This window comes from Enterobacter sp. A103 (genome assembly GCF_034427535.1).
Lineage (GTDB): Bacteria > Pseudomonadota > Gammaproteobacteria > Enterobacterales > Enterobacteriaceae > Enterobacter > Enterobacter asburiae_B.
The window spans coordinates 712,475-732,439 of the sequence record NZ_JAXQPQ010000001.1; the positions used below are offsets into that span (position 1 = coordinate 712,475).

The window sequence follows — 19,965 nt, forward strand, 5'->3', positions numbered from 1 at the left end:
ATCTGTCAGAAACCTTTCACACCGGGAGTGCAGGCCATTCAATATCCGGCGCGGCATCAGGGGAAACCCGGCTAAGATAAACACGGTACTTTTTCCACACCGTCAACATGCTGACCTCGTTCTCGCTCGCCTCCCCCAAATCGACAGCATCCTGTAATGTTTCAATCGTGAGCGTAGCTTCCTGCATCAGCCGTTTTTTTTCACCTTCCGCAAATAACACCGCTGCGGCGCGTTCTGCCTCCATGTCTTTCTCCCAGCTTTCGCCACCCCAGCGCATAAAGTTTCCGTCAGGGGCAATGGTCGTCACATCGGCAGGTAAAGCACCGGGCGCGGCGATATAAACGCGCTCGCCTGTTTCTTTGCTGTAGAGCGTTTGATTTCGGTAGTCCTCGACAAGCGCCCACGTTGTTCCGTTGAATACGGCGACCTTTCCCTCCGGCACGTCGGGGGGTGCAATATTGGTGCAGTCTGCCGGTAGACCCGTATTCGCCGGTATATAGGCATCACCCGCGCCAATAAACTCCCGGGTGTCTGCGCGGAGGTTATAAATTCGGATAGTTCGGTCTTTTTCTGAGAATTTAAAAGCCATTATGCAAGCCTCACAATGTAGTTATAAGCAATGTTTTTGACGGTGTTCTCTGCGTTACCGGCGGCGGCAACGGTGATGGTGTGTGTGTGCGCCCCCATAACAACCGAGTGAGTGTGCGAACCGACAGCCACCGTATGCGTGTGAGCGCCTACAGCTACCGTATGCGCATGTGCGCCAGCGCTGGCCGCCGTTCCTGAAACGGTATGGGTATGAGCGCCCGAAGTTGTTGTTGGCGGACCATTTGGATTGTTGTTCTGTGCGTTATTAAACTCATTACGATCCACATATCGGCCAGCACCAGCCCCCCCGCTGCCAACCCACACAGGGACGGAGTGGTTATGAGCACCCGCGCTTGCTGCTGTACCGGAAACACTGTGCGTGTGTGCACCCGTGCTGTTTGATGACTTTGTTCCGTGGTCAAAGGCGCTGGTCGTTTTCGTCCCGTAGTCAAAAGCGCTGGTATTTTTCGTGCCGAGATCGGTTGATGAAGCCGATGCGCCGTGGGTGTGCGACTTAACGCCGTCCAGCTCCTGTGACAGCACTGCGCGACCGCTGGCGGGTTTCCCCTTAATCGTCCAGCTGCGCATATCCGGGATGACTCCTGAAGGAAATGCCGCCGCCAGAAGTGGATATGCAGATTTATCAAACGCCTGACCGGCCATGATGGCGTAACCGGCTGGCACCGTATCAGACGGCCACGGAATAGGCGCACCTACCGGGTAATTGTTATATCCATCATGATGAATAAGTTTCCAGCCCTTAAAAACGCCTGCCGTAACAGCGGCAAAACCAATAACATTGCCATCAAAATCAATCCCAATGACGGTGTTATAGCCCTGAGTATTAGAGTGTGCGGCGTTGATGTATTGCTTCCACGTATGTCCGCCGGGCATGCCATTTTTTACAGAGGAGCCGTTAAAAAAGCCGCTTCGCGTCCTCAAATCAACAGCAACATCGGCAAATGATTCAGCATAGGTATTCAGGCCAGCACCCTTTGGCACGCGACCTTCAGCATTTTGATTAGCAGACTTAGCGGCATCAAACGCAGCCTTAACTGCTTTCGGTGTCGCCGCCAGCGCCTCCGACGTACTGTCGGTCGCGCTGCTGAGCTGAACGATGCCCTTTTGCGCCGTGGTGGCGTCCTGAGCCGAATATTTACCTTTCGCAAGGTCATACGCTGCCTTAACCGCTTTCGGCGTCGCTGCGACGCTCTCAGACGTGCTGTCGGTCGCGCTGCTGAGTTGGACGATACCCTTTTGCGCCGTGGTGGCGTCCTGCGCCGTGTATTTACCTTTCGCAAGGTCATACGCCGCCTTAACCGCTTTCGGCGTCGCTGCGACCCTCTCAGACGCGCTGTCGGTCGCGCTGCTGAGCTGAGTAAAACCCTTTGCGGTGAGCGTGGCGTCAGGATGGCGGCGGGACTGCTCATGCTCCGCAATTTTGTCGTCGACGTAGTCCTGCGTTGCCATCACCGTTGAGGTATCAATCGTCAGCTCCACTGACTCGATGTCGCTCACCATGATAACCATACGCACGGTCTGTGCGCGGCCTGACCCCTCCGCCAGCGCTGGCTTGTAGCTTTCGGCCATATTGCCGACCGCTATCAGCGTGCCGGTGTCATCATAGAGCCCGAGTTCGCGCATCCAGAAACCGCCGGTCTCCGGCGGGATAAGCAGCTCCGCCACGACGTAATTTTTATTCTTTTTGTCCTGGCTGATTTTGTTCAGCGCGTGACGCCAGACCTCTTTGACGAGTTTTGTCTGGTTCGGGTCAGGCACCGGCAGCGTGCCGCCACCGTCACCCACGGCCATCGCCGTCAGGTTCACCTTTTTCCCGTTCGGGAGGGTCGCTGCAGCCAGTTTGATTGCACCGGCTTTGGTGATGACTGTTTTGTATTTCACTGTCATTGTGCTCTCACTTATCCGGGGTAAACCGTGATGATGTCGCCGTCATAGGACAGAGCGCCGGTGTAGAGGTAGCCGGGGATGTCCTGAATAATATTGAGGCCGATTAAATGGCGGCTGGCTGGCTTTGCATCGGCGATAAGCCGCTCCATTTCGTAATACATTTCCTCGGTGATGCCGGTCTCCAGCACGCCGATATCGAGGCGAAACGTGCCGGGCGGGTCGTTTGTCTCCCACCACTCAGAGACGTTAATCAGATAGCCGAGCGGCTCCACCACGCGGCGCACTGCGCCAATCGTCCCCTTGTGTGCGTGGATAAACCACGCCGCGCGGATCACTTCCCGCTTTGTGTCCTCCGGCCAGCTCTCATCCCAGCGGTCAACGGAAAACGCCCACGCCAGCCACGGCAGCAGGTTTGCCGGGCAGTCGTCAGGGCTCCAGAGACGGCGCAGGGGAACGGGGGTGTTTTCGATTTCAGCGCAGGCGCGCGCGGCGGCAACCTCAAGCGGCGAGGAGCCCACCGGCAACAGGCGGGTGTCATTCATCATTGCCCCCTATGGTGACGCTGTACTCGCTGCACCATGACGCCTGCGTGTCATCGAGCACGATGTCGGCCACCGGCGCAGCCAGCTCGACGCGCTGCACACCTTCGACGTGGAGCGCTGCATAGATTGCAGATTTACGGATGTCACGCCCGAGGCGATGCTGCGAGGTTATATACGCCTGCAGCTTTGCTTTTGCCGCACTGAGCACCGGCTCGCTTTCGGGACCGGGATAAAGGTAAAGCGACGCGGTGATTTTATAGTCGACAATTTTTGCTGACTGCACGGTCACGCGGTCGGCAACCGGCCGGACGTCCTCGTCGTTAAGCGCAGTGCGCACAATGGCGAGCAGCTCGTCAGAGGCCACGCCGTTATTTTCACGCGACAGCACAGACACGGTCACACACGCAGGCTCGGGACTGATGACGGAAATATCTGCGACACGCCCGTCAGCGCTGCGGCCATGAAACTGATATGCGCCGGTTGACCCGGCGGTACTCAACCCCTCAAAAGCCTGTTGAATACGCAGGCGGTAGTCGGTGTCCGACTCCATAACGGCTGGCGTGGGCGGAAACGTCGTGTCGTCTGCAGGTGTGATGACGAGGCGCTCAACGTTGTAATTTCCGCCTATCTGGTCGAGGTCGCTGTCAGCAGCGTAGGCCAGCATGACCGCACGCGCGGCCTCGTTGACGCGCTGTCGCCAGATAACTTCCCGGTAGGCGTTTTCCTGCAGCAGCTTAACAATCGGCTCTGATTCGAGCGTCAGGGTGCGCGCGACGGCCTCCTGTTGCTCTTCGGGATATAACGAGACGAGCGTTGCCTTGCGTTCGCTCAGGATGCTCTCATAGTCCAATACTTCCACGACATCAGGCGCGGCGAGCTGGTTCAGGTCAACAATTGCCATAGCGTTTAACTCAGTGGAATGGTGAGGGAAAAGGGCTGGCCGTTAGCCGCGCGCGTGCCGGTGATGTCGACATACAGCCCGCCGTCATTCTCCGACCGCTCAAAGGTGATGCTTGTCAGGCTGACGCGGGACTCCCATTTCTGGATCGCGGAATAGCACGCGGCCATAATCTGCAGGCGCAGAGCCGGGGTCTGCGGCTGGTCAATCAGAGCCGACAGGAGCGAGCCGTATTCACGGCGCATGACGCGCGAGCCTATCGGCGTGACCAGAATGTCACGCACGCTTTGCCTGATATGCTCGACCTCAGAGATACTGAGGCCGGTCTGGCTGTTCATTCCCAGATAACGCACCGTCATTGCGTCCCCTTAGTCCAGCTTCCGCCGCTCTGTACGTTGCCGTGCGCGTGGCTATCCACCTGCACGCCGTTTGATTTCAGTGTCCCGCCGGTGTGCTCGATGTTCCCGGACATAGTCCCGCCGTTCTTCACTTCGAGCGTGCCGGTTGTCAGCTTGTTGGTGCATACCACCTCGGGTGTGTCGAGTGTGATGCGGGTTTCGGCTTTCACCAGCACTACCGGCACGGTGGCCGTAATGGAATCCGACGCGGTGACGTCGGCGGTTTTGATACCGGACACGGTGAGCGCGCCGCTTTCGGGCTCGTACTCGATAACCGCCCCGTCTGGAAAGGACACATGAAGCGCATCAGGTGACGCTGACGGCGCGGGATGGTCGTCAGAGAAAATGCCCGGCAGCACAAAGGCCGTATCGAGCTCGCCACCGATGGCCAGCAATAACACCTGCTCACCGACCGAGGGAGCCCACCACACGCGAGAGCGACCGGCGCGACAGGTGAGCCAGTTAAGCCAGGCGGTTTGCATGCCGCCGGTCTGGACACGACACAACCCCTCATCAAGGTTAACGTTGGTCACAATGCCTGTGCGGATAAGGTTGCGGATCGCGCGGGCGATTTCCTGCAGAGAATTTAAATTATTCATGGGGAAAGGATGCCGCCGGGCAAGACCGGCGGCAATTGAGACTAGTTCTGCGATGATTGGGACAACCGCAGCAAACCTTAAGCAACCCAACTACTGAAAGCTTACTCGGCATTTATGGGATACATACTTAGTAATAGTGAATAAGATAGAATGTATCCATTTAGAGGGCATAGATATAAAAATCACTTTTGAGATCACCAAAGAACAGTGTATCTTATAGGCAAGATATGTTTCGTGTATAAGCCTCTATATTTAACGCGCACGAACTAACGAATGAAAAGTATCAAATTCCTTACTTACGACATTTCAAAACAAACTTTAATCAATTCTGTTAGGATGGTATATGACATCTGAAAGCAATAGAATCGGCTCAATTGGTGTTAACTTTATAACAAGCATCTTCACGAAATGGGGATGGGGATTTCAGCCTATTTCTCAAGAAAATGATGACGGTTTCGACGGATTACTATACATCCGCACAAAAAAGACTGATCCAGCCGAACCTAACAATAAAAGCAAGCAGTCCTGGAACTTCACTGGAGGAGTGATTCACGTTCAAATCAAAACAGGGAGTAGCTTTATTACGAAAAAAGATAAAGACATAATTAAAATAAAAATCAACAAACTTGAGCAAAAAAAAGAAATATGGCAAATATCACCTATTCCTTGCATTTTAATCCATGTTAATCTGGATGATGACGATGAACCGTCACACACCTACTGGGCTGACTTGAAACTTCAGGATACATACAATCCAAAAGAGAGTTCTGTAATTACTATTCCTGTAAAAAACCGTCTGGCTAAATCAAAGGAATGCCAAGGGCCACTAAGGCGTTTAGCAAAAGTGTCAAAAAATTACGCTGAAAAACCAGTTTTAGACTTTAGAAATAATGACTCGTTAAAAGGGGTAATTCCCGCAACCCTTCCAGGGAATTTAAACGACTCGCTAAAATATAGAGCAATAAAATTTTACCAGCAATGGAAAAATGCAGGGGCAAAAAACCCTTACTTCGGAGACATTTTAATTAACAGAACAGGATGGAGTCATATAACACGAAAAGGTCGACCAATTACAAGAATTGAAGCTAGTTTTGGGTTGTTACCAATTGCAGCCAGAATAATCAATGAAGTTTCCAGGTGGAGAATGCTAACTCCAACGAGGGTTTATGATAATAGAAAGGATGGCTACACCTCAATCATTGACTTTGTAGGTTTAACGGCCAAAATTATTTTAAAGCATCGGACATCAACAGAAGTAATGGTTGTTCTAAAAAGAGAGGTAAAATTTAAAACAAGCGAAGGAAATGCAACTGCTAAAACCAGGCTTTGGTTTTATACTGTTTACGAACCGGGCAGAGGGAAATAGGCGTTGGCGGTACACTCGCGCTCTGACTGAACCCAGACATGAAATAAATCACCGGTGCCAGAAAAAAGGTCTGGCTCCTTTATCTTGCGGGTACCGCAACGCCAGATGACACAATACTATATAAAAGGATAGAGTCAATACCGCGAAACGCGGTTAACAAAATTATAACTCCCCTTCAAGACCCAATATTAGTCAACTAAGATATTTTATTAACAAAATTTCTACTTTTTTTACGTCGTCAATCCTAAACCCCATCAACTGACGCCCCGGGTATTGTACGTCCTTAGAATGAGCGTTTGGCTGGTCTTTGAGTCCGTATTGATGGACGCGTGCGATGCGTTGCACTTTGTCGGTAAATTCCACCACCGCACTGTTTTCTCGGCCAGTGGCTTTCATGTACCGGCTCGTGCGAAGCTTCTGAAACATCGCCTGTTTAATGCGCCCGGTCTTAGCCCTGAGAGGCTGACGCTTTCGCGCCTGATACGGCGAGCCGTCTGGGGCTTTTTGCTGTTTGATGCGTTGCTGTTGCGATTTGCGCAGCGCCTTTGCAATCTCCCCGGCCAGCTTCCGGCGCGCTGCCGGTGACAGGGCAGCAATAAGACCATTGAGCCTGTCGTCAAAGGGCTTAAATTCACTCATCCCATTTGCTCACCAGTTCGCCGTTGATATAGAGCTCTTTTGGCCGGGTGACGGGCTCCGGCAGCGGCGGCTCAGGGGCATAGCTAACGTGCAGCGCGCCGTTTTCCTCTTTGATGAGGGTACGCTCGGTGAGCTGCAGGCTGATGCTAATATCGACACTGTCTCCGTCGTTTAAATCCATCTGGAAACGGTAGCCCTTTTTGCGGCCGTCATCGAGCGTGCAGATATCCGGCTGGTTTTCCCTGAGCCACGCGGCCACTGGCACGAAAATCAGGTCAGGGTCGCCGACAAAGTCACACACGATCACATTCAGGGTATAAATTTTCTCATGCGACAGCGAGGCCGCGAGACGCGCATCGATATTGCCCTCATCGGCAAAGATGCGCATCATTTCGGGGTTCGTTTCCAGTTGCGGAACGGCTTTAATCAGCGCTTCTCGCAGGCTGCGTGTTTTCTTCATTGAGTTTATCCTGACAGTCTTTGACGGTTTCAACCTGTAGCGCGCAGGCGGCGAGCGCGTGCTCAAGCCTGCGAATATCGGCGCTCAGGTCGCCATTAGTGGCCGGGTCGCTTTCCGGCATCGGGCAATAGCTCACCTTCGGGCAGGCGCTGTAAACAATGACCGGCGGAGGTGCAACCGGCGCGGGTGTGCAGCCTGCGCACAACATCAGGCAGCCTGTCGCTATACCAGCGGCGCAACGTTTCATTCTCATTTAACAGCCTCGTTATAGTCTCTTCGCGCCGCACAGCCATCGCACCGGCGGCAATCAGTTCACCGCGTAAATTGACCTGCGCGGTTTCATTTCGCCTGGCAATCCCCTGCGAAACGGAAAGTTGATTTGTCAGCATCCCGATTACGTTTTTTTGTTCGGTGGCGACCTTGTTCGCCCGTTCAAAGGAGCGCGTCAGGTTGCCGTTTTCGTGGCGTTGCCACAGCACAACCGCCATCAGCGCGGCCAGTAAAAACAACATCACTTTCATTGAATTCCCCTGATGCAGTAAGCACGCTCACGCGCGCGGCGGTTTTCCAGCCCTTTGTTAACCTCGCCATTCACGTAAACCCAGCGGGTTAGCTGATCGCACGCCTGCGGCCATTGCTGGCGCTTGATGTACGAGACCAGCGTTGAGCGGCAGGCCGCGCCGGTTCCCACGTTGAATGAGAAGCTGACCAGCGCGTCGTAAACGTGCTGCGGCATTTCCACCGGCGCGCAGACCGCGAGACGTTTCTCGACGTTCAGCACATCCGCGACGAGGTTCGCCGCCGCCTGCCGTTCGGTGATTTCCCCTTTCGGGACGACGCCTGCAGTGTGGCCGATGCCTGACGTCCACACTCCCGCGCTGCACTGGTAAGGCGTCAGGCGACAACCTTCGAGGTCGGCAATCAGCGCCAGCCCCTCGGGCGAGGTGTTAAGCAGTCGAAAGTCAGGCATTAGCGCCGCCAGCGCCAGCACTGCGGCCACACTGCAACGTTTAACGATTGATTTCACGAATAGCCCCCTTATCGAGTCCGAGTGACGTCAGATAGCGATAGGTTTTGCGCTTAAACCAGTAGTTCGTCAGCGCGGTAAAAATGGCGCATCCGCCGCCCACGTAAAGCGCCATCTTTTCGGGTGACATTGCCCCGAGATACGCCAGCGCAACGGCCAGCCAGTAGGCGATAAACGTGGTGATTTTTTCCATGCTCAGTCCCATAGATTCACCGTTTCTGTTCTGGCCGCGCTGTCGGTCTCGGGCAACTCAATTGCCGTGCCGTGCGGCAGAATGACGCCGAGCTCGGACAGACCGGGATTCGCTTCTAAGACGGTTTCGACTACGCCCTCAGTTCGCCCGTAATTCCGGGCGCAAATCGCGTCAAGGGTGTCGCCCTGCAGCGCATACGCTTTCATCAGATTTGCCCCACAATGCAGCGCGCTTTGTCCTGGATACGCGCCACTGACCAGCGCATATCCCGCCACATCTCATCGATAGTGCTGTCGATACTGTCGGCCTTTTTGTCACCTTTGGCGGTCGCATCCACGCCGCGAAAGCGCTCATAGAGCGTGGCGGTCGTCATGGCACACACGGCGTTGAAATAGTGGAAAACGCGCACGCTCTCGCCGTCGAGCTGGTCGGTCGGGACATCCGCCAGCGTGGCGTGACCGGCTTCGAGCTGACGCTCGCGCCATTCGCCCAGCTCCGCATTCGTCTCCGCGATGGCGGTCTTAATCGCCCGGCGCAGGCGCACGGGGGAAACGATCTGTTCTAACCGCATTTCCTCCCGCACGCGCTTCGGATCCACGTCAGGAAAAAACGGGGTGTTTTTGATTACCGGCTCGCTCACGCCCGGTGGCGGTATCACCACGCCCGGCACATCCTGCGGCTCTTGTTTTGGCTCAATAATCAGCGTCGTCATGACAACCTCGGGTAATAGGTGGGCGGTGGACGCCGTTCGCAGTCAGGGTAAGGAATACCCGCATTGAACGGCGTGCCGCCCGGCTCGGGGAGCGCTCGGTTAACCTGCGGCTTTTGCCGCCTTTGGTGGACGCCCGCGCCGTGCCGCCGGTTTAGCGGCAGGTTTGCGCGTGCGCGGTTTAGTCTTTTGGGTTTTCGGGGCGGGTTCAGGTTTTGGCCTGAGCTGACGCGCTAACTGCTCGATATCCTTTTTCACTCCGATAGTGCTTTCTAACTGGATCGCACGCTGCAGGTGCGCCAGCGCCTCCGGCAGTTGCTTCGCCTCACGCAGCACGTAGCCGGTTATTTTGTGCAGCTTCGCACGCACGATATCGGGCATATCCGCGCGCTCCGTCAGCGCAATGGTGTCGAGCAGGTTTGCCAGTTCGACCGGCTGTTTAGCAGCGAGCAGGCGCTGCGCGGCGAGCGTGACCTCTTCGGCCAGCAGGCACGGCGTCGGACGGCGACCGACCGGCATGGTGAGGCCGTAGGTCATGGCGTAACGGGCTATCTCCAGCGCCCCGGCGATATCGTCAGCATCGAGACGCCACAGCATGACCGTCATGACGATGTCATCCTGCGCCCCTTTACCACTGTCGAGGACGCCAGCCACCCACGGCAGATAGAACGGCAGCAGCTCGCGTTTTTTCGCGGCTTTACGCTCTTTTGAACTGATTTGTTTTAGCGTGCGGTTGTCTGCGGCCAGCTTAACGAGCATCTGCTCATAGGCAGTTGCATTACGCAGCGGGACTGCAGCCCGCTGCGCAGTTTCAGAGGCCGAGACCCGCATCATGTGACGCGCTGCGGGACTCGTCATGGCTTACTCCCCGCCTTCCGGTGCAGCAGGTGCGGTGAAGTCACCGAGCGTGATGTTTTCAATCAGGCACCCGGCGGCGTAAGCCTCGACCACGTAGTCGATATTCATTGACTCGTAGTTTTCGACGCGGTCTTTTTTCGGCTCTTCGATGATGGCGCGGCGGTGTGCGTCATCCATGAAGTAAATCGACAGGTTGTCGAGGCGCGTCACCATCAGGGCATTAGCCGGGAAGTACGGCACGCGCACAGCTGGCAGGTTGCCGATTCGCTTCTGGCTGATGATGATGTCAGCGGCCAGCGACTCGGTGTTTGCCTGCTCTTTGTTAACGATAGGGAAATATTTATCCGCCATCAGCTTACGCCCGGTGATGACAACCAGCTCCGGGTCATCCTGATAAATCTCGTCAATCAGATTGCCGGTGGCATCCATGACCAGCGCGTCGAGGTTCGCATAGTCGCCGTTTTTACCCACGCGGATCACTTCAGAAATTACCACCCCTTCCTCGTCGGTAATTTTTGACATCACGCGCGCTGGCGCTTCATTGCGGTACTTCTGCAGCCAGCCGGTCGCCACGTCCTGCAGCATAGGGTTTTTCGCACGGTCAGACGTCGCCGCGCGCTCGATGCCGTTGAAACCGGCCATGATGAAATCGAGCGACTGACGCTTGATAATCGCGTCGCGGATACGGGTCTGGAAGTCCTGGAATCGCGCCCACAGGTCGAGCTGTTTGTAGCGGATATGGAAGTCAAAGTTAATCTGCGCGCACTCGTATTTGTTAGACTCCAGCGCGGTGAAATCAGCGGTTTTACGCTCGTCGTCACCGGTGGTGTCGGCAGTGCTGGCAATCGTACCGTTAACGCCAACCCCGACTTTTTCGCCTTTCAGCTCGTCGACCGGCACGATGTTGATTTTGGTCAGAAACGCGGATGACATCTGCAGGGTGGTCATCAGAGTTTGCGTGACCGACGGCTCGACGGTGAATTTCTTCGCCACGTCATCGGTGGAAACGCCGTTCAGCTCCGCAACGCGGGACAGGTAGGCATTGAATTTGAAGCGGGTATCTTTACGCATGGTTATTCCTGTTCGGGTAATAGGTATCAGGCCGGGTTGCACGCCCGGCGGGTTATCAGCAGTTGGTCAGCAGCTCGTCGCCCGTGCCGCCTTTTGAACGCTCGCGGCGCGGCTGTCGCTGGCTTTCGGTGCTATCGAGGGAGTTTTTGAGGTCATTAAACGCCTGCGCGCTTTCATCGGCCTTGCTGGTCACGTCCTGCTTAAGCTTCGCCAGTTCGGTTTCCAGCTCAGTGACGCGCTGGTCGGTGGCGGTGAGGTTGGTTTGCACCAGCTCGGTGACGGTGGTGACAGCCTCATGCACATCAGCGAAACGGGCGTCATCGCTGGCCTGCTTACGGCCAAAAATGGCTCTCACCTTATCGGTCAGACTGTTGAGCATGGTGTCGGGAACGTCCTCAAACTCCAGTTCAGCCAGTGAGGCCACAGAAAAAACGTCGTCCGGCTGGTCTTTTTTACCGGCTAGCGGGTTCTGCGCGGCGCGGCTGCAGAATTCGAGGTATTCCGTGCCGAGGCTTGCCGGGTCATCGGTGACGGCGAGGCCAACCAGATAGCACTTGCCACTGTTGGCAAAGTTCGGGCGGATCTCCATGGAGGTGTAAACCTTCTGCCCGGCCTTAACCATGCTGACCAGCTCATCGAGCGGCTGGATTTTGCCAAACAGCGCCTTTTTGCCATCGAGCGCAGAGCCATCGCTGATAATCTCCGCCTTAAGCTCGATCACATCGCCATAACGTTTAAACGCGCTGTCAGGCATCAGCCCCCGGATATGTTCGAGGTTAATGCGGCAGCCGTAGACGCGCGGGTCGAACGTGTCGGCCATATCCTGAATATCATCGCCGCTGATGACGCGGCCGTCGCAGGTGTCACCCTCGACGCCGATGCGAAACCATTTAGAAACTTTCTTTGCCATTGTTCAGGTGTCCTGATGTTGGGTTTTCGGGTCGGGGTTAGTTTCCCGACTCTGACCCGTATCAGCCACCGCTTACGATCCGATTAGATCCTACACAACAAGGGTTTAGCGATAATACACGGCCATTTCCTTAGCCTTGCCTCGTGACATCAAAACGAGGTAAGCATGACCATTTCAACTGACCTTTCACTGCTCAATGACCCTCGACGACAGGCGCGGCTGTTGTACTGGCAGGGGTTCGCCGTGCCGCAAATCTGCGACATGCTGCAGCTCAAGCGCCCGACGGTGCAAAGCTGGAAACAGCGTGATGGATGGGAGGAAACCGCGCCGATTAACCGCGTGGAATCGACGTTAGAGGCGCGACTCATCCAGATATACGCCAAGCCCGACATGACGGCGCATGACTTTAAAGTCGCTGATTTTCTGTCGCGCCAGATGGAGCGCCTCGCGCGCGTAAACCGCTACGGCCAGACCGGAAACGAGGTGGATTTAAATCCCAACATTGCCAGCCGCAACAAAGGGGATCGCAAAAAGGCAAAACGCAATTATTTCAGCGACGAGGCAATCGAGAAGCTGGAAGAGATTTTCTTCGACCAGTCGTTTGACTATCAGCTCAGGTGGCACAAAGCCGGGTTAGAGCATCGCATCCGTCATATCCTGAAATCCCGACAGATTGGCGCGACGTTCTACTTTGCACGCGAGTCGCTCCTGCGCGCCCTTAAAACCGGGCAAAACCAGATATTTTTATCAGCCAGTAAAACGCAGGCTTACGTATTCCGTAAGTACATCATCGCCTTTGCGCGTCTGGTCGACGTTGACCTGTCAGGCGACCCGATTGTCATCGGCAACAACGGCGCAGAGCTGATTTTCCTCGGGACCAATTCCAACACCGCGCAGAGCCACAACGGCGACCTGTACGTCGATGAAATTTTCTGGATCCCCAATTTCCAGAAGCTGCGCAAAGTCGCCTCGGGCATGGCCTCGCAGTCACACCTGCGCACCACCTATTTTTCGACCCCGTCGACGCTGGCGCACGGCGCTTACCCGTTCTGGTCAGGCGAGCTGTTTAACCGTGGCCGCAGCAACCGCGACGAACGTGTCGACATCGATATCAGCCATCAGGCGCTTGCCGGTGGCATGCTGTGCGGTGACGGCCAGTGGCGGCAGATAGTCACCATCGAGGACGCGCTCGCCGGGGGCTGCACCCTGTTTAATCTCGACCAGCTTAAGCAGGAAAACAGCGCGGATGACTTCCGTAACCTGTTTATGTGCGAGTTCGTCGACGATAAGGCGTCGGTATTCCCGTTCGAGGAGCTGCAGCGCTGCATGGTCGATGCGATGGAAGAATGGGAGGACTTCGAACCGTTTGCCGACCGTCCGTTTAACTGGCGTCCGGTCTGGATTGGTTATGACCCGTCACACACCGGCGACAGCGCAGGCTGTGCGGTACTGGCTCCGCCGCTGGTTGCCGGGGGCAAGTTCCGCATCCTTGAGCGCCACCAGTGGAAAGGCATGGACTTTGCCGCGCAGGCCGAGGCCATCCGCTCGCTCACCGAAAAATACACCGTCGACTATATCGGTATCGATGCGACCGGCATCGGCCAGGGTGTTTACCAGCTCGTGCGCTCATTCTTCCCGGCAGCGCGCGCCATCCGCTACACGCCGGAAATGAAAACCGCAATGGTGCTTAAAGCGAAAGACACTATCCGACGCGGGTGTCTGGAATATGACGCCGGTGCGACCGACATCACTCAGTCATTTATGGCTATCCGCAAAACCATGACCAGCAGTGGCCGCAGCGCCACCTATGAAGCCAGCCGCAGTGAGGAAGCCAGCCACGCGGATATCGCGTGGGCGACCATGCACGCCCTGTTAAACGAGCCGCTTTCCGCAGGTAGCGGTATGCAATCAAGCTCAATTCTGGACATTAACTAAGATGAAAAAACGCCAAAATAAACAGCCAAAACAGACCAACATGACCGCCAGCGCACCGCAGAAAATGGAGGCGTTCACCTTTGGCGAGCCGTCACCGGTTCTGGATCGCCGCGATATCCTCGACTATGTCGAGTGCATCAACAACGGCAAATGGTACGAGCCGCCGGTCAACTTCTCCGGGCTGGCGAAAAGCCTCCGCGCCGCCGTGCACCACAGCTCCCCGATTTACGTGAAGCGCAACATTCTGTCGAGTACCTACATCCCGCATCCGTTGCTTTCACGTCAGGATTTCAGCCGCCTTGTGCTCGATTATCTGGTCTTTGCCAACGGCTATCTTGAAAAACGCATGAGCGTCACCGGCCAGCTATTTAAGCTGGAAACCTCCCCGGCCAAATACACCCGCCGTGGCGTCGAGGAGGGCGTTTACTGGTACGTGTCGGACTTCACGCACCCGCACCAGTTCGCGCCCGGCTCGGTGTGCCATTTGCTGGAGCCCGATATCAATCAGGAGCTCTACGGGATGCCGGAATACCTGAGCGCGCTAAATTCAGCCTGGCTGAATGAATCCGCCACGCTGTTTCGTCGCAAGTATTACCAGAACGGCGCGCACGCGGGTTACATCATGTACGTGACCGACGCGGCGCAGAGCAGCACTGACGTTGAGTCGCTGCGCTCCGCAATGAGGGACTCGAAAGGGCTCGGTAATTTTAAAAACCTGTTTTTCTATGCTCCGAACGGAAAACCGGATGGCATCAAGATCGTGCCGTTGAGTGAAGTCGCCACAAAGGATGATTTCTTCAATATCAAAAAGGTAAGCGCCGCCGACCTGCTCGATGCGCACCGCGTACCTTTCCAGCTAATGGGCGGCAAACCCGAGAATATCGGCTCAATGGGCGATATCGAGAAGGTGGCGCGGGTATTTGTGCGTAACGAGCTCACGCCGCTGCAGGAGCGGTTTAAAGAGATTAACGATTGGTTAGGGATGGAGGTGATCCGCTTTAAGGATTACAGCATCGAGACCGACTAAACCCGCCCAAAATGCCGCCTCCGGGCGGCACATCCTCAGAGCAAGCCAGACGCCGCACATGCGACGCAAGCGCCCCGACACCACCTTGACCGACTTCACATCACAGCACGCCACCACGACGCGCACAGACGCGCAAAATAAATCCCGTCACCACGTCTGGCGCGCAGTGCTATCCCCGCCTCGCCTGCCCGCTTAATGGGTCGCTTTTAATGCAGATGCATCAGAAGCCTAAAGCCATGCCAGTACAGGTGTTAGATAGCAATTGTATATCAGCGTTATGCATGCAAAAAAATGCATCTTATGCATGCACAACGACCAGATTGTAAGGACGTACAAATATAATGTTATTTAAATTGATCATTCAAAGCATGGAACATATCTTTTACCTGTGCTTTTGTAGGGATGTCTTGGCTAACCATAGCTTGATACATACCCTTCGTTTCCTCGTCAAGTTTTGAAACATCAATTTCCTTCTTCTTGAATCTGCTAAATCTCCACATGAGAATCATTTTCGCCACCCATCCATACACTGCTGAAATAGCAAGCGGAATGGTCAAAGAAATAAAAACAACGATTTGATAGTAGATAGAGGATGACAAATAAGCCTCAAGAGCAGCCTTGTACTTAACTCCAATCAAAAAAGAAATAATTATATTAAAAAACAAAGTCAAAATAAAAACAGTTAATGTGTGCTTTTTCATTAACTAATACCTTTGCAGCTATCCAAAAAGGCATTAGGAGCATCCATATAACTATTGATGATCCCGGTTAACTCCTGAACGGCAATTGAACCTGTCAAAATCATTCTAATAACAACAGACCTGATATGATCTTCAGTTTTATACCTTACAATACCTGTATTTCTGACAGCAACCTCAAACACACCTGCATCTTCCCTATAAATATAAACCGCCCCCAAGTCAGTTTTCATATTTGCAAAATTTGCAATTTTATACTTAGCTACCGAGTCACCCTTTAAGTCTTTCGCAGCCATCACAAATGTAATTTGAAAATCATAGGCAGTGGACCTATAAATCCTCTCATCATCTGCATCACTATTATTTTTTATATTTAAAGCTAACTTATCATTAAACGATATATAAAACGCAAAGCCTTTCCACTTAACTAAGACTCCTCCTTGAGCATCATCGCCATCATCATACTCTTTAATAACTTCAAATCCTTCATCCTTTTCCATCGTTGAAAGGATTTCATTTTTATATATATACATATAACCAACCTTAATATTTCTCACAGACAAAATTCATCTTATCACTTTCACTTAATCAGTGAAAAGCCAACGTGATGAGCTCAGTCTAGCTCCTAGAGGCTCTCGCTCCAATTATGCCAACGATAAACATCTTCTTACCTTCAACTTCATCACGAGGACCTCCAGTTGTGCATAACCAAGGATAACAAGCTTACTGATACTGTGAGATTACCTACAACAACCTGAAATCAAAGGCAAATACAGACTTCTGCCCCTGATACACGCGCAGTTAAAAAAGCGAATAATTCGGGTCAAATTCCTCGCTTTTTGCCTCGGCTTTTTTCATTGAGGCCAGAAAATCCATACCATCATTTAGTGATACCGGTCGCTCGTACTCAATCATAAAAACGCCATCATAAGTGCGCCCTAACCAGTACCCGCCGCCGCACTCTTTGGGCCGCTGAAAGAAAACCCACCCTCCGGGACGGTAATACTCTAAGGTCTGACCCCGATAGACCACTTGAAAATTCAAGTCATGACCCGCCATAGCCCCCCACAAAAAACACTGTATATACATACACTATTTTTAGCAGGTATGCAGACGAAATGCTAACGCCTCGCCGGGCTCGTTATTCAACACCACCGGCACTGAATGCGAGTTTAAGAACCGGTGCTGTTTTTAGGTTGCCATGGTGGCCGACATTTAGGCATGTTTACCGGTGTGAATGCATATGATTTTGGATTACTGATGTCGCTATATCCGCCGTGGTTGCCCCTCATTACACTCCTCTTGCATTGAAAACCCCGGCCACCCGTCAGCAGCCGCGTATTTGAATTTTTTTTCGCCATAAATCACCGCTGCCCCACGCGCCAGCGCATCGAGCTCCCACCGTTCCGGGGTAATGCCCTTCTGAGCTAAATCGAAACGAATTTTTGCGACGCGACCCCTTTCGGATTTTGTCATCCTAGCTGATGGCGCTTGTTCACTGGTTTTGAGCGGCGTATTGCTTCTTTGCTGGCGATTTCTGCGCGGTGTGCCAGCTTTTAACGCCCCGTTAAGCACCTTCACCACGTCCGGCTCATTCCAGCCGATAACCCCACGATCAATTAGATTTAACACCGCTGCGGCTTGCTCAGACGGTGTGGGGGTCATAACTGGATCGCCATCGCCGGTGTGCTTTCCACAGTTATTGACAGGACTCCGAGGCGCGGCAGAGCCGCTTTTTAAGGTCAAAGGCTCAACGGCCAAAACCTTTGGAACGATACGCCATTCGGCTGTACGGGTTACATGGACACGGTCAGTCCCGAGATGAGGGGCATAAATACCGACCACCCTCTCGATATCTTCCTCGTACTCGTTAACCTCATCCGTCACCTTACGGGCGACCCTGACGGCCTGAGCATCACGCGGCATGTTTGCCCCACCCTGCGCGATGATGTACCGCTCAAAGTCACCCTCATCTGCAGCAGCTCGCGCAGCCTCGACCCTGTCGTCAAACTCGCAGGCAATACTCACCCCACGTGGCAGTTTGCGCAGTTCGCGGTAAGCGCCCATCGTCGGGAGACCAATCGGTTTAAACTGAGGGATGCGCCATGTTGACGCCCATGCGGTGACGGCTGCGGCCGTGTCTTTTAGAGGCTTGCCGGTGTCATTATCGAGCTGGCCGTCGAGCGCGTAACCGTCGATATTTTTTGCAATGTATTTAGCGATATAACCCGCCGCTCCGCCCTGATTAAGATGGCGTGACTCAAAGCGCTGTTTTGCCGCGCCCTTTTCGTGTCCGTCCTCTTTGAGGGCATAACGACGCATAATTTCGTTAATGGCTTTACGCTGACCGGGTTTGCAAAACAGCATCATGTGCCAGTGTGGCGTGCCGTCATGGTGCGGTTCGACAACGCGCATCCCGTAAACCTCTAAATCGTTATCTTTGAAAGCTGTACGCATCAGGCTCCAGATTCGGCACAGATAGCGCTGGCCGTCTTTGGGTGTGAATGCTGTTTCGTTCCAGCCGTGATTGAGCTGCACCGTTTTGCTTTCAACTTTGCCAACCTGACGGGTCGGGTGATACTTCGATGGCGTGGTCAACGTGATAAACATTCCCACGTCACCAACGCTGGTCGCGTAGCGTTCAATCCCGGCGATAGTATTCATCAGCTCCATACGACGTATTTCAGGGTTCGAAATACTCCCCATGACCTTGCTTATGAGGTCAATACGTTCGCCGGTGATTTTGTTTTCCAGCTCACAGGATTTCAGGTATTCGAGATTAGCCAGACGGCGCGCGTGAACATCGCGGATCGCTATTTTGCTTGCGTAAGGTGAACGGTCTTTGTTGACCTCACCTGCTGCGATGAACAGCGCCTCGCGCCAGCGCATCCGCTGCGCCTTGAGCTGGTTGACCCACCACTCGTCTTTAATCAGTCGTGAAATAGCGGAAAATGCCATGCGGATCGTCATCTGACCCTTACGGTATTTTTTCCAGAACATCGGGGTGATGTTAAATGCGCGAGCAATACCGGCCACTTGCCCGTATAGGTGCGACTGAGCTTCATCGGTGAAAAGTGTCTCTTTCCCGCCGTAAGCCTCCGCCCATGCGTCGCTTAACTCCTCGTATTTGCTCCAGAGCTGAGAGGCAATTCTGGCCGCAAATTTCCTGAGCTCTTTGTCATTCATATCTGGTAAGCGCGCATACTGGTCGCGCTCGGACAGAAACCCAATCGAGGCGGTTTCATTCATCCCGCACAGCTCATTAACACGCTCAAGACGTGGCAGCAGCTTGCGCTCAAACGTGTTTTTAAGGAAATACAGCCCACCTAAAGGGCTCTTTTTACGGCGGATGAAGTTATAACGCGATGTAAACAGCGTTTGCAGGAAAAACGGCAGACGGTCAATCCGGTTTAAAACACCTTGCACCTGACGGAGTTCGGCACGTGTAAGGGGTCTGTCGCGGCCAATGGCCTCTTTGGTGACGTTATTCCAGGGATAAGCACCAACGAATGAATCACTGGCGCCCTTCAAAAATGGTGGTGGTGGCGAGGGGGCAACACGCCCCCGAGGTTCGTTGGACATATTATTTAAAAGCGTCCAGACATTGCTTCCCCATGCGTTCAATCCGAGCTTCCAAAGCTGAGAAGCCGGTAAGATCGCTGGTCAAAAGATCATGCAAAACCAAGCCTGAGATAAGCTTAGGGATAGTTGGGTAGTAACCCACAACGTCCAACCATTCCTTACCTTCATTCTTCCCGGATGTAACGGTCTTTTTTTCCTGCAAAATGAATTGATAGCGGTCACTAGTGATGACGTATTGGTTATTAATCTCGATGCGTATGCTCATTTTTGCTTCCTGTTAAAAGTGGTTAGCCAGCTCTACCGAAAATTGAGTTGTTTAACTTTTCCGACTCCTGCCCTAATAACTCGATAATCTCGGTGCGATTAAGTTCTGACTTACTGATGTACGCGATAAGTCCGTCAAACTGAGAAGAGAAACGGGTCGCCGTGTCGCGCTGTGCCTCGCTTACTGCCTGCGCCAGATGTGCCGAATACATCCCCCGCTGCGCTGTATTTTGTTTTTGCATTTGCCTATCTCCGGACAAAAGGAGTCCCCACGCTGTAAGGCGCGTAATAAA

26 protein-coding genes are annotated in these 19,965 nt (G+C 53.7%); 3 read left to right on the plus strand and 23 right to left on the minus strand.

Annotated features, from left to right (window positions below; genetic code table 11):
• Positions 1–16 precede the first annotated feature (16 nt).
• The 6 genes from SPH27_RS03440 to SPH27_RS03465 are packed head-to-tail and all read right to left on the minus strand — an operon-like array spanning position 17 to position 4,933.
• On the minus strand, positions 17–589 hold the full coding sequence (locus SPH27_RS03440) for a tail fiber assembly protein (RefSeq protein ID WP_322435592.1): 573 nt from the start codon (positions 587–589) through the stop codon (positions 17–19).
• Positions 589–2,496, minus strand: a complete 1,908-nt coding sequence (locus SPH27_RS03445; protein ID WP_322435593.1) for a phage tail protein — start codon at positions 2,494–2,496, stop codon at positions 589–591. Before SPH27_RS03445 ends, SPH27_RS03440 begins: the two co-directional genes overlap by 1 nt.
• 11 nt (positions 2,497–2,507) lie before the next feature.
• Positions 2,508–3,038: a phage tail protein I gene (locus SPH27_RS03450; RefSeq protein ID WP_058686971.1), complete on the minus strand. Its 531-nt coding sequence runs from the start codon at positions 3,036–3,038 to the stop codon at positions 2,508–2,510.
• Positions 3,031–3,939, minus strand: coding sequence for a baseplate assembly protein (locus SPH27_RS03455; protein WP_322435594.1), 909 nt, complete (start codon positions 3,937–3,939; stop codon positions 3,031–3,033). Before SPH27_RS03455 ends, SPH27_RS03450 begins: the two co-directional genes overlap by 8 nt.
• Before the next feature lie 5 nt (positions 3,940–3,944).
• Positions 3,945–4,295 (minus strand): GPW/gp25 family protein, encoded by a 351-nt coding sequence (locus tag SPH27_RS03460; RefSeq protein ID WP_322435595.1) that lies wholly within the window; start codon positions 4,293–4,295, stop codon positions 3,945–3,947.
• Positions 4,292–4,933 (minus strand): phage baseplate assembly protein V, encoded by a 642-nt coding sequence (locus tag SPH27_RS03465; protein ID WP_126498596.1) that lies wholly within the window; start codon positions 4,931–4,933, stop codon positions 4,292–4,294. Before SPH27_RS03465 ends, SPH27_RS03460 begins: the two co-directional genes overlap by 4 nt.
• A 343-nt stretch (positions 4,934–5,276) precedes the next feature.
• On the opposite strand from SPH27_RS03465, the gene SPH27_RS03470 reads away from it, so the two are divergent.
• Positions 5,277–6,299: a DUF4365 domain-containing protein gene (locus tag SPH27_RS03470; protein ID WP_126498597.1), complete on the plus strand. Its 1,023-nt coding sequence runs from the start codon at positions 5,277–5,279 to the stop codon at positions 6,297–6,299.
• Between the two features lie 192 nt (positions 6,300–6,491).
• Here the strand turns inward: SPH27_RS03470 and SPH27_RS03475 are convergent, their stop codons facing one another.
• The 11 genes from SPH27_RS03475 to SPH27_RS03525 form a co-directional block, all read right to left on the minus strand.
• Complete coding sequence (locus SPH27_RS03475) at positions 6,492–6,938, minus strand: phage virion morphogenesis protein (protein ID WP_126498598.1); 447 nt, start codon at positions 6,936–6,938, stop codon at positions 6,492–6,494.
• The gene (locus tag SPH27_RS03480) at positions 6,931–7,398 is read right to left on the minus strand and encodes a phage tail protein (RefSeq protein ID WP_126498599.1); all 468 of its coding nucleotides are present in this window, start codon (positions 7,396–7,398) and stop codon (positions 6,931–6,933) included. The genes SPH27_RS03475 and SPH27_RS03480 overlap by 8 nt, the downstream gene beginning before the upstream one ends.
• A complete protein-coding gene (lysC, locus tag SPH27_RS03485; protein ID WP_232964214.1) occupies positions 7,361–7,606 on the minus strand; it encodes an Rz1-like lysis system protein LysC in 246 nt (81 codons plus the stop codon). Before lysC ends, SPH27_RS03480 begins: the two co-directional genes overlap by 38 nt.
• On the minus strand, positions 7,494–7,919 hold the full coding sequence (lysB, locus tag SPH27_RS03490) for an Rz-like lysis system protein LysB (RefSeq protein ID WP_126498601.1): 426 nt from the start codon (positions 7,917–7,919) through the stop codon (positions 7,494–7,496). Before lysB ends, lysC begins: the two co-directional genes overlap by 113 nt.
• Entirely contained in the window at positions 7,916–8,425 is a 510-nt protein-coding gene (locus tag SPH27_RS03495) for a lysozyme (protein ID WP_126498602.1), read from the minus strand. The genes lysB and SPH27_RS03495 overlap by 4 nt, the downstream gene beginning before the upstream one ends.
• Entirely contained in the window at positions 8,409–8,630 is a 222-nt protein-coding gene (locus SPH27_RS03500) for a primosomal protein (protein ID WP_126498603.1), read from the minus strand. The genes SPH27_RS03495 and SPH27_RS03500 overlap by 17 nt, the downstream gene beginning before the upstream one ends.
• Positions 8,621–8,824 (minus strand): tail protein X, encoded by a 204-nt coding sequence (locus SPH27_RS03505; protein WP_126498604.1) that lies wholly within the window; start codon positions 8,822–8,824, stop codon positions 8,621–8,623. Before SPH27_RS03505 ends, SPH27_RS03500 begins: the two co-directional genes overlap by 10 nt.
• Entirely contained in the window at positions 8,824–9,330 is a 507-nt protein-coding gene (locus SPH27_RS03510) for a head completion/stabilization protein (protein ID WP_322435596.1), read from the minus strand. Before SPH27_RS03510 ends, SPH27_RS03505 begins: the two co-directional genes overlap by 1 nt.
• Before the next feature lie 99 nt (positions 9,331–9,429).
• Entirely contained in the window at positions 9,430–10,185 is a 756-nt protein-coding gene (locus SPH27_RS03515) for a terminase endonuclease subunit (RefSeq protein WP_322435597.1), read from the minus strand.
• Between the two features lie 3 nt (positions 10,186–10,188).
• Complete coding sequence (locus tag SPH27_RS03520; protein WP_322435598.1) at positions 10,189–11,256, minus strand: phage major capsid protein, P2 family; 1,068 nt, start codon at positions 11,254–11,256, stop codon at positions 10,189–10,191.
• A 55-nt stretch (positions 11,257–11,311) separates the two neighbouring features.
• The gene (locus SPH27_RS03525) at positions 11,312–12,166 is read right to left on the minus strand and encodes a GPO family capsid scaffolding protein (protein WP_322435599.1); all 855 of its coding nucleotides are present in this window, start codon (positions 12,164–12,166) and stop codon (positions 11,312–11,314) included.
• Between the two features lie 165 nt (positions 12,167–12,331).
• Here SPH27_RS03525 and SPH27_RS03530 point away from each other — a divergent pair, with 165 nt between their 5' ends.
• Complete coding sequence (locus SPH27_RS03530; RefSeq protein ID WP_322435600.1) at positions 12,332–14,101, plus strand: terminase ATPase subunit family protein; 1,770 nt, start codon at positions 12,332–12,334, stop codon at positions 14,099–14,101.
• Between the two features lies 1 nt (position 14,102).
• Positions 14,103–15,128, plus strand: a complete 1,026-nt coding sequence (locus SPH27_RS03535; RefSeq protein ID WP_322435601.1) for a phage portal protein — start codon at positions 14,103–14,105, stop codon at positions 15,126–15,128.
• Positions 15,129–15,472: 344 nt separating this feature from the next.
• On the opposite strand, the gene SPH27_RS03540 is transcribed toward SPH27_RS03535, so the two are convergent.
• The 6 genes from SPH27_RS03540 to SPH27_RS03565 form a co-directional block, all read right to left on the minus strand.
• The gene (locus tag SPH27_RS03540) at positions 15,473–15,829 is read right to left on the minus strand and encodes a hypothetical protein (protein ID WP_322435602.1); all 357 of its coding nucleotides are present in this window, start codon (positions 15,827–15,829) and stop codon (positions 15,473–15,475) included.
• Complete coding sequence (locus tag SPH27_RS03545) at positions 15,829–16,359, minus strand: hypothetical protein (protein ID WP_322435603.1); 531 nt, start codon at positions 16,357–16,359, stop codon at positions 15,829–15,831. The genes SPH27_RS03540 and SPH27_RS03545 overlap by 1 nt, the downstream gene beginning before the upstream one ends.
• A gap of 268 nt (positions 16,360–16,627) precedes the next feature.
• A complete protein-coding gene (locus SPH27_RS03550) occupies positions 16,628–16,885 on the minus strand; it encodes a hypothetical protein (protein ID WP_322435604.1) in 258 nt (85 codons plus the stop codon).
• 207 nt (positions 16,886–17,092) lie between these two features.
• Positions 17,093–19,408: a replication endonuclease gene (locus tag SPH27_RS03555; RefSeq protein WP_322435605.1), complete on the minus strand. Its 2,316-nt coding sequence runs from the start codon at positions 19,406–19,408 to the stop codon at positions 17,093–17,095.
• Position 19,409: 1 nt separating this feature from the next.
• The gene (locus tag SPH27_RS03560) at positions 19,410–19,673 is read right to left on the minus strand and encodes a DUF5405 family protein (protein ID WP_322435606.1); all 264 of its coding nucleotides are present in this window, start codon (positions 19,671–19,673) and stop codon (positions 19,410–19,412) included.
• A gap of 22 nt (positions 19,674–19,695) precedes the next feature.
• Positions 19,696–19,914, minus strand: coding sequence for a DUF2732 family protein (locus SPH27_RS03565; RefSeq protein WP_322435607.1), 219 nt, complete (start codon positions 19,912–19,914; stop codon positions 19,696–19,698).
• Positions 19,915–19,965 lie beyond the last annotated feature (51 nt).

Coding starts and splice junctions, on each gene's coding strand:
- SPH27_RS03455 (WP_322435594.1), bottom strand. CDS start 3,939: ATGGCAATTGTTGACCTGAACCAGCTCGCCGCGCCTGATGTCGTGGAA.
- SPH27_RS03510 (WP_322435596.1), bottom strand. CDS start 9,330: ATGACGACGCTGATTATTGAGCCAAAACAAGAGCCGCAGGATGTGCCG.
- SPH27_RS03560 (WP_322435606.1), bottom strand. CDS start 19,673: ATGAGCATACGCATCGAGATTAATAACCAATACGTCATCACTAGTGAC.
- SPH27_RS03440 (WP_322435592.1), bottom strand. CDS start 589: ATGGCTTTTAAATTCTCAGAAAAAGACCGAACTATCCGAATTTATAAC.
- SPH27_RS03470 (WP_126498597.1), top strand. CDS start 5,277: ATGACATCTGAAAGCAATAGAATCGGCTCAATTGGTGTTAACTTTATA.
- SPH27_RS03465 (WP_126498596.1), bottom strand. CDS start 4,933: ATGAATAATTTAAATTCTCTGCAGGAAATCGCCCGCGCGATCCGCAAC.
- SPH27_RS03500 (WP_126498603.1), bottom strand. CDS start 8,630: ATGGGACTGAGCATGGAAAAAATCACCACGTTTATCGCCTACTGGCTG.
- SPH27_RS03565 (WP_322435607.1), bottom strand. CDS start 19,914: ATGCAAAAACAAAATACAGCGCAGCGGGGGATGTATTCGGCACATCTG.
- lysB (WP_126498601.1), bottom strand. CDS start 7,919: ATGAAAGTGATGTTGTTTTTACTGGCCGCGCTGATGGCGGTTGTGCTG.
- lysC (WP_232964214.1), bottom strand. CDS start 7,606: ATGTTGTGCGCAGGCTGCACACCCGCGCCGGTTGCACCTCCGCCGGTC.
- SPH27_RS03445 (WP_322435593.1), bottom strand. CDS start 2,496: ATGACAGTGAAATACAAAACAGTCATCACCAAAGCCGGTGCAATCAAA.
- SPH27_RS03550 (WP_322435604.1), bottom strand. CDS start 16,885: ATGGCGGGTCATGACTTGAATTTTCAAGTGGTCTATCGGGGTCAGACC.
- SPH27_RS03480 (WP_126498599.1), bottom strand. CDS start 7,398: ATGAAGAAAACACGCAGCCTGCGAGAAGCGCTGATTAAAGCCGTTCCG.
- SPH27_RS03520 (WP_322435598.1), bottom strand. CDS start 11,256: ATGCGTAAAGATACCCGCTTCAAATTCAATGCCTACCTGTCCCGCGTT.
- SPH27_RS03545 (WP_322435603.1), bottom strand. CDS start 16,359: ATGTATATATATAAAAATGAAATCCTTTCAACGATGGAAAAGGATGAA.
- SPH27_RS03450 (WP_058686971.1), bottom strand. CDS start 3,038: ATGAATGACACCCGCCTGTTGCCGGTGGGCTCCTCGCCGCTTGAGGTT.
- SPH27_RS03530 (WP_322435600.1), top strand. CDS start 12,332: ATGACCATTTCAACTGACCTTTCACTGCTCAATGACCCTCGACGACAG.
- SPH27_RS03460 (WP_322435595.1), bottom strand. CDS start 4,295: ATGACGGTGCGTTATCTGGGAATGAACAGCCAGACCGGCCTCAGTATC.
- SPH27_RS03540 (WP_322435602.1), bottom strand. CDS start 15,829: ATGAAAAAGCACACATTAACTGTTTTTATTTTGACTTTGTTTTTTAAT.
- SPH27_RS03525 (WP_322435599.1), bottom strand. CDS start 12,166: ATGGCAAAGAAAGTTTCTAAATGGTTTCGCATCGGCGTCGAGGGTGAC.
- SPH27_RS03555 (WP_322435605.1), bottom strand. CDS start 19,408: ATGTCCAACGAACCTCGGGGGCGTGTTGCCCCCTCGCCACCACCACCA.
- SPH27_RS03535 (WP_322435601.1), top strand. CDS start 14,103: ATGAAAAAACGCCAAAATAAACAGCCAAAACAGACCAACATGACCGCC.
- SPH27_RS03515 (WP_322435597.1), bottom strand. CDS start 10,185: ATGACGAGTCCCGCAGCGCGTCACATGATGCGGGTCTCGGCCTCTGAA.
- SPH27_RS03505 (WP_126498604.1), bottom strand. CDS start 8,824: ATGAAAGCGTATGCGCTGCAGGGCGACACCCTTGACGCGATTTGCGCC.
- SPH27_RS03475 (WP_126498598.1), bottom strand. CDS start 6,938: ATGAGTGAATTTAAGCCCTTTGACGACAGGCTCAATGGTCTTATTGCT.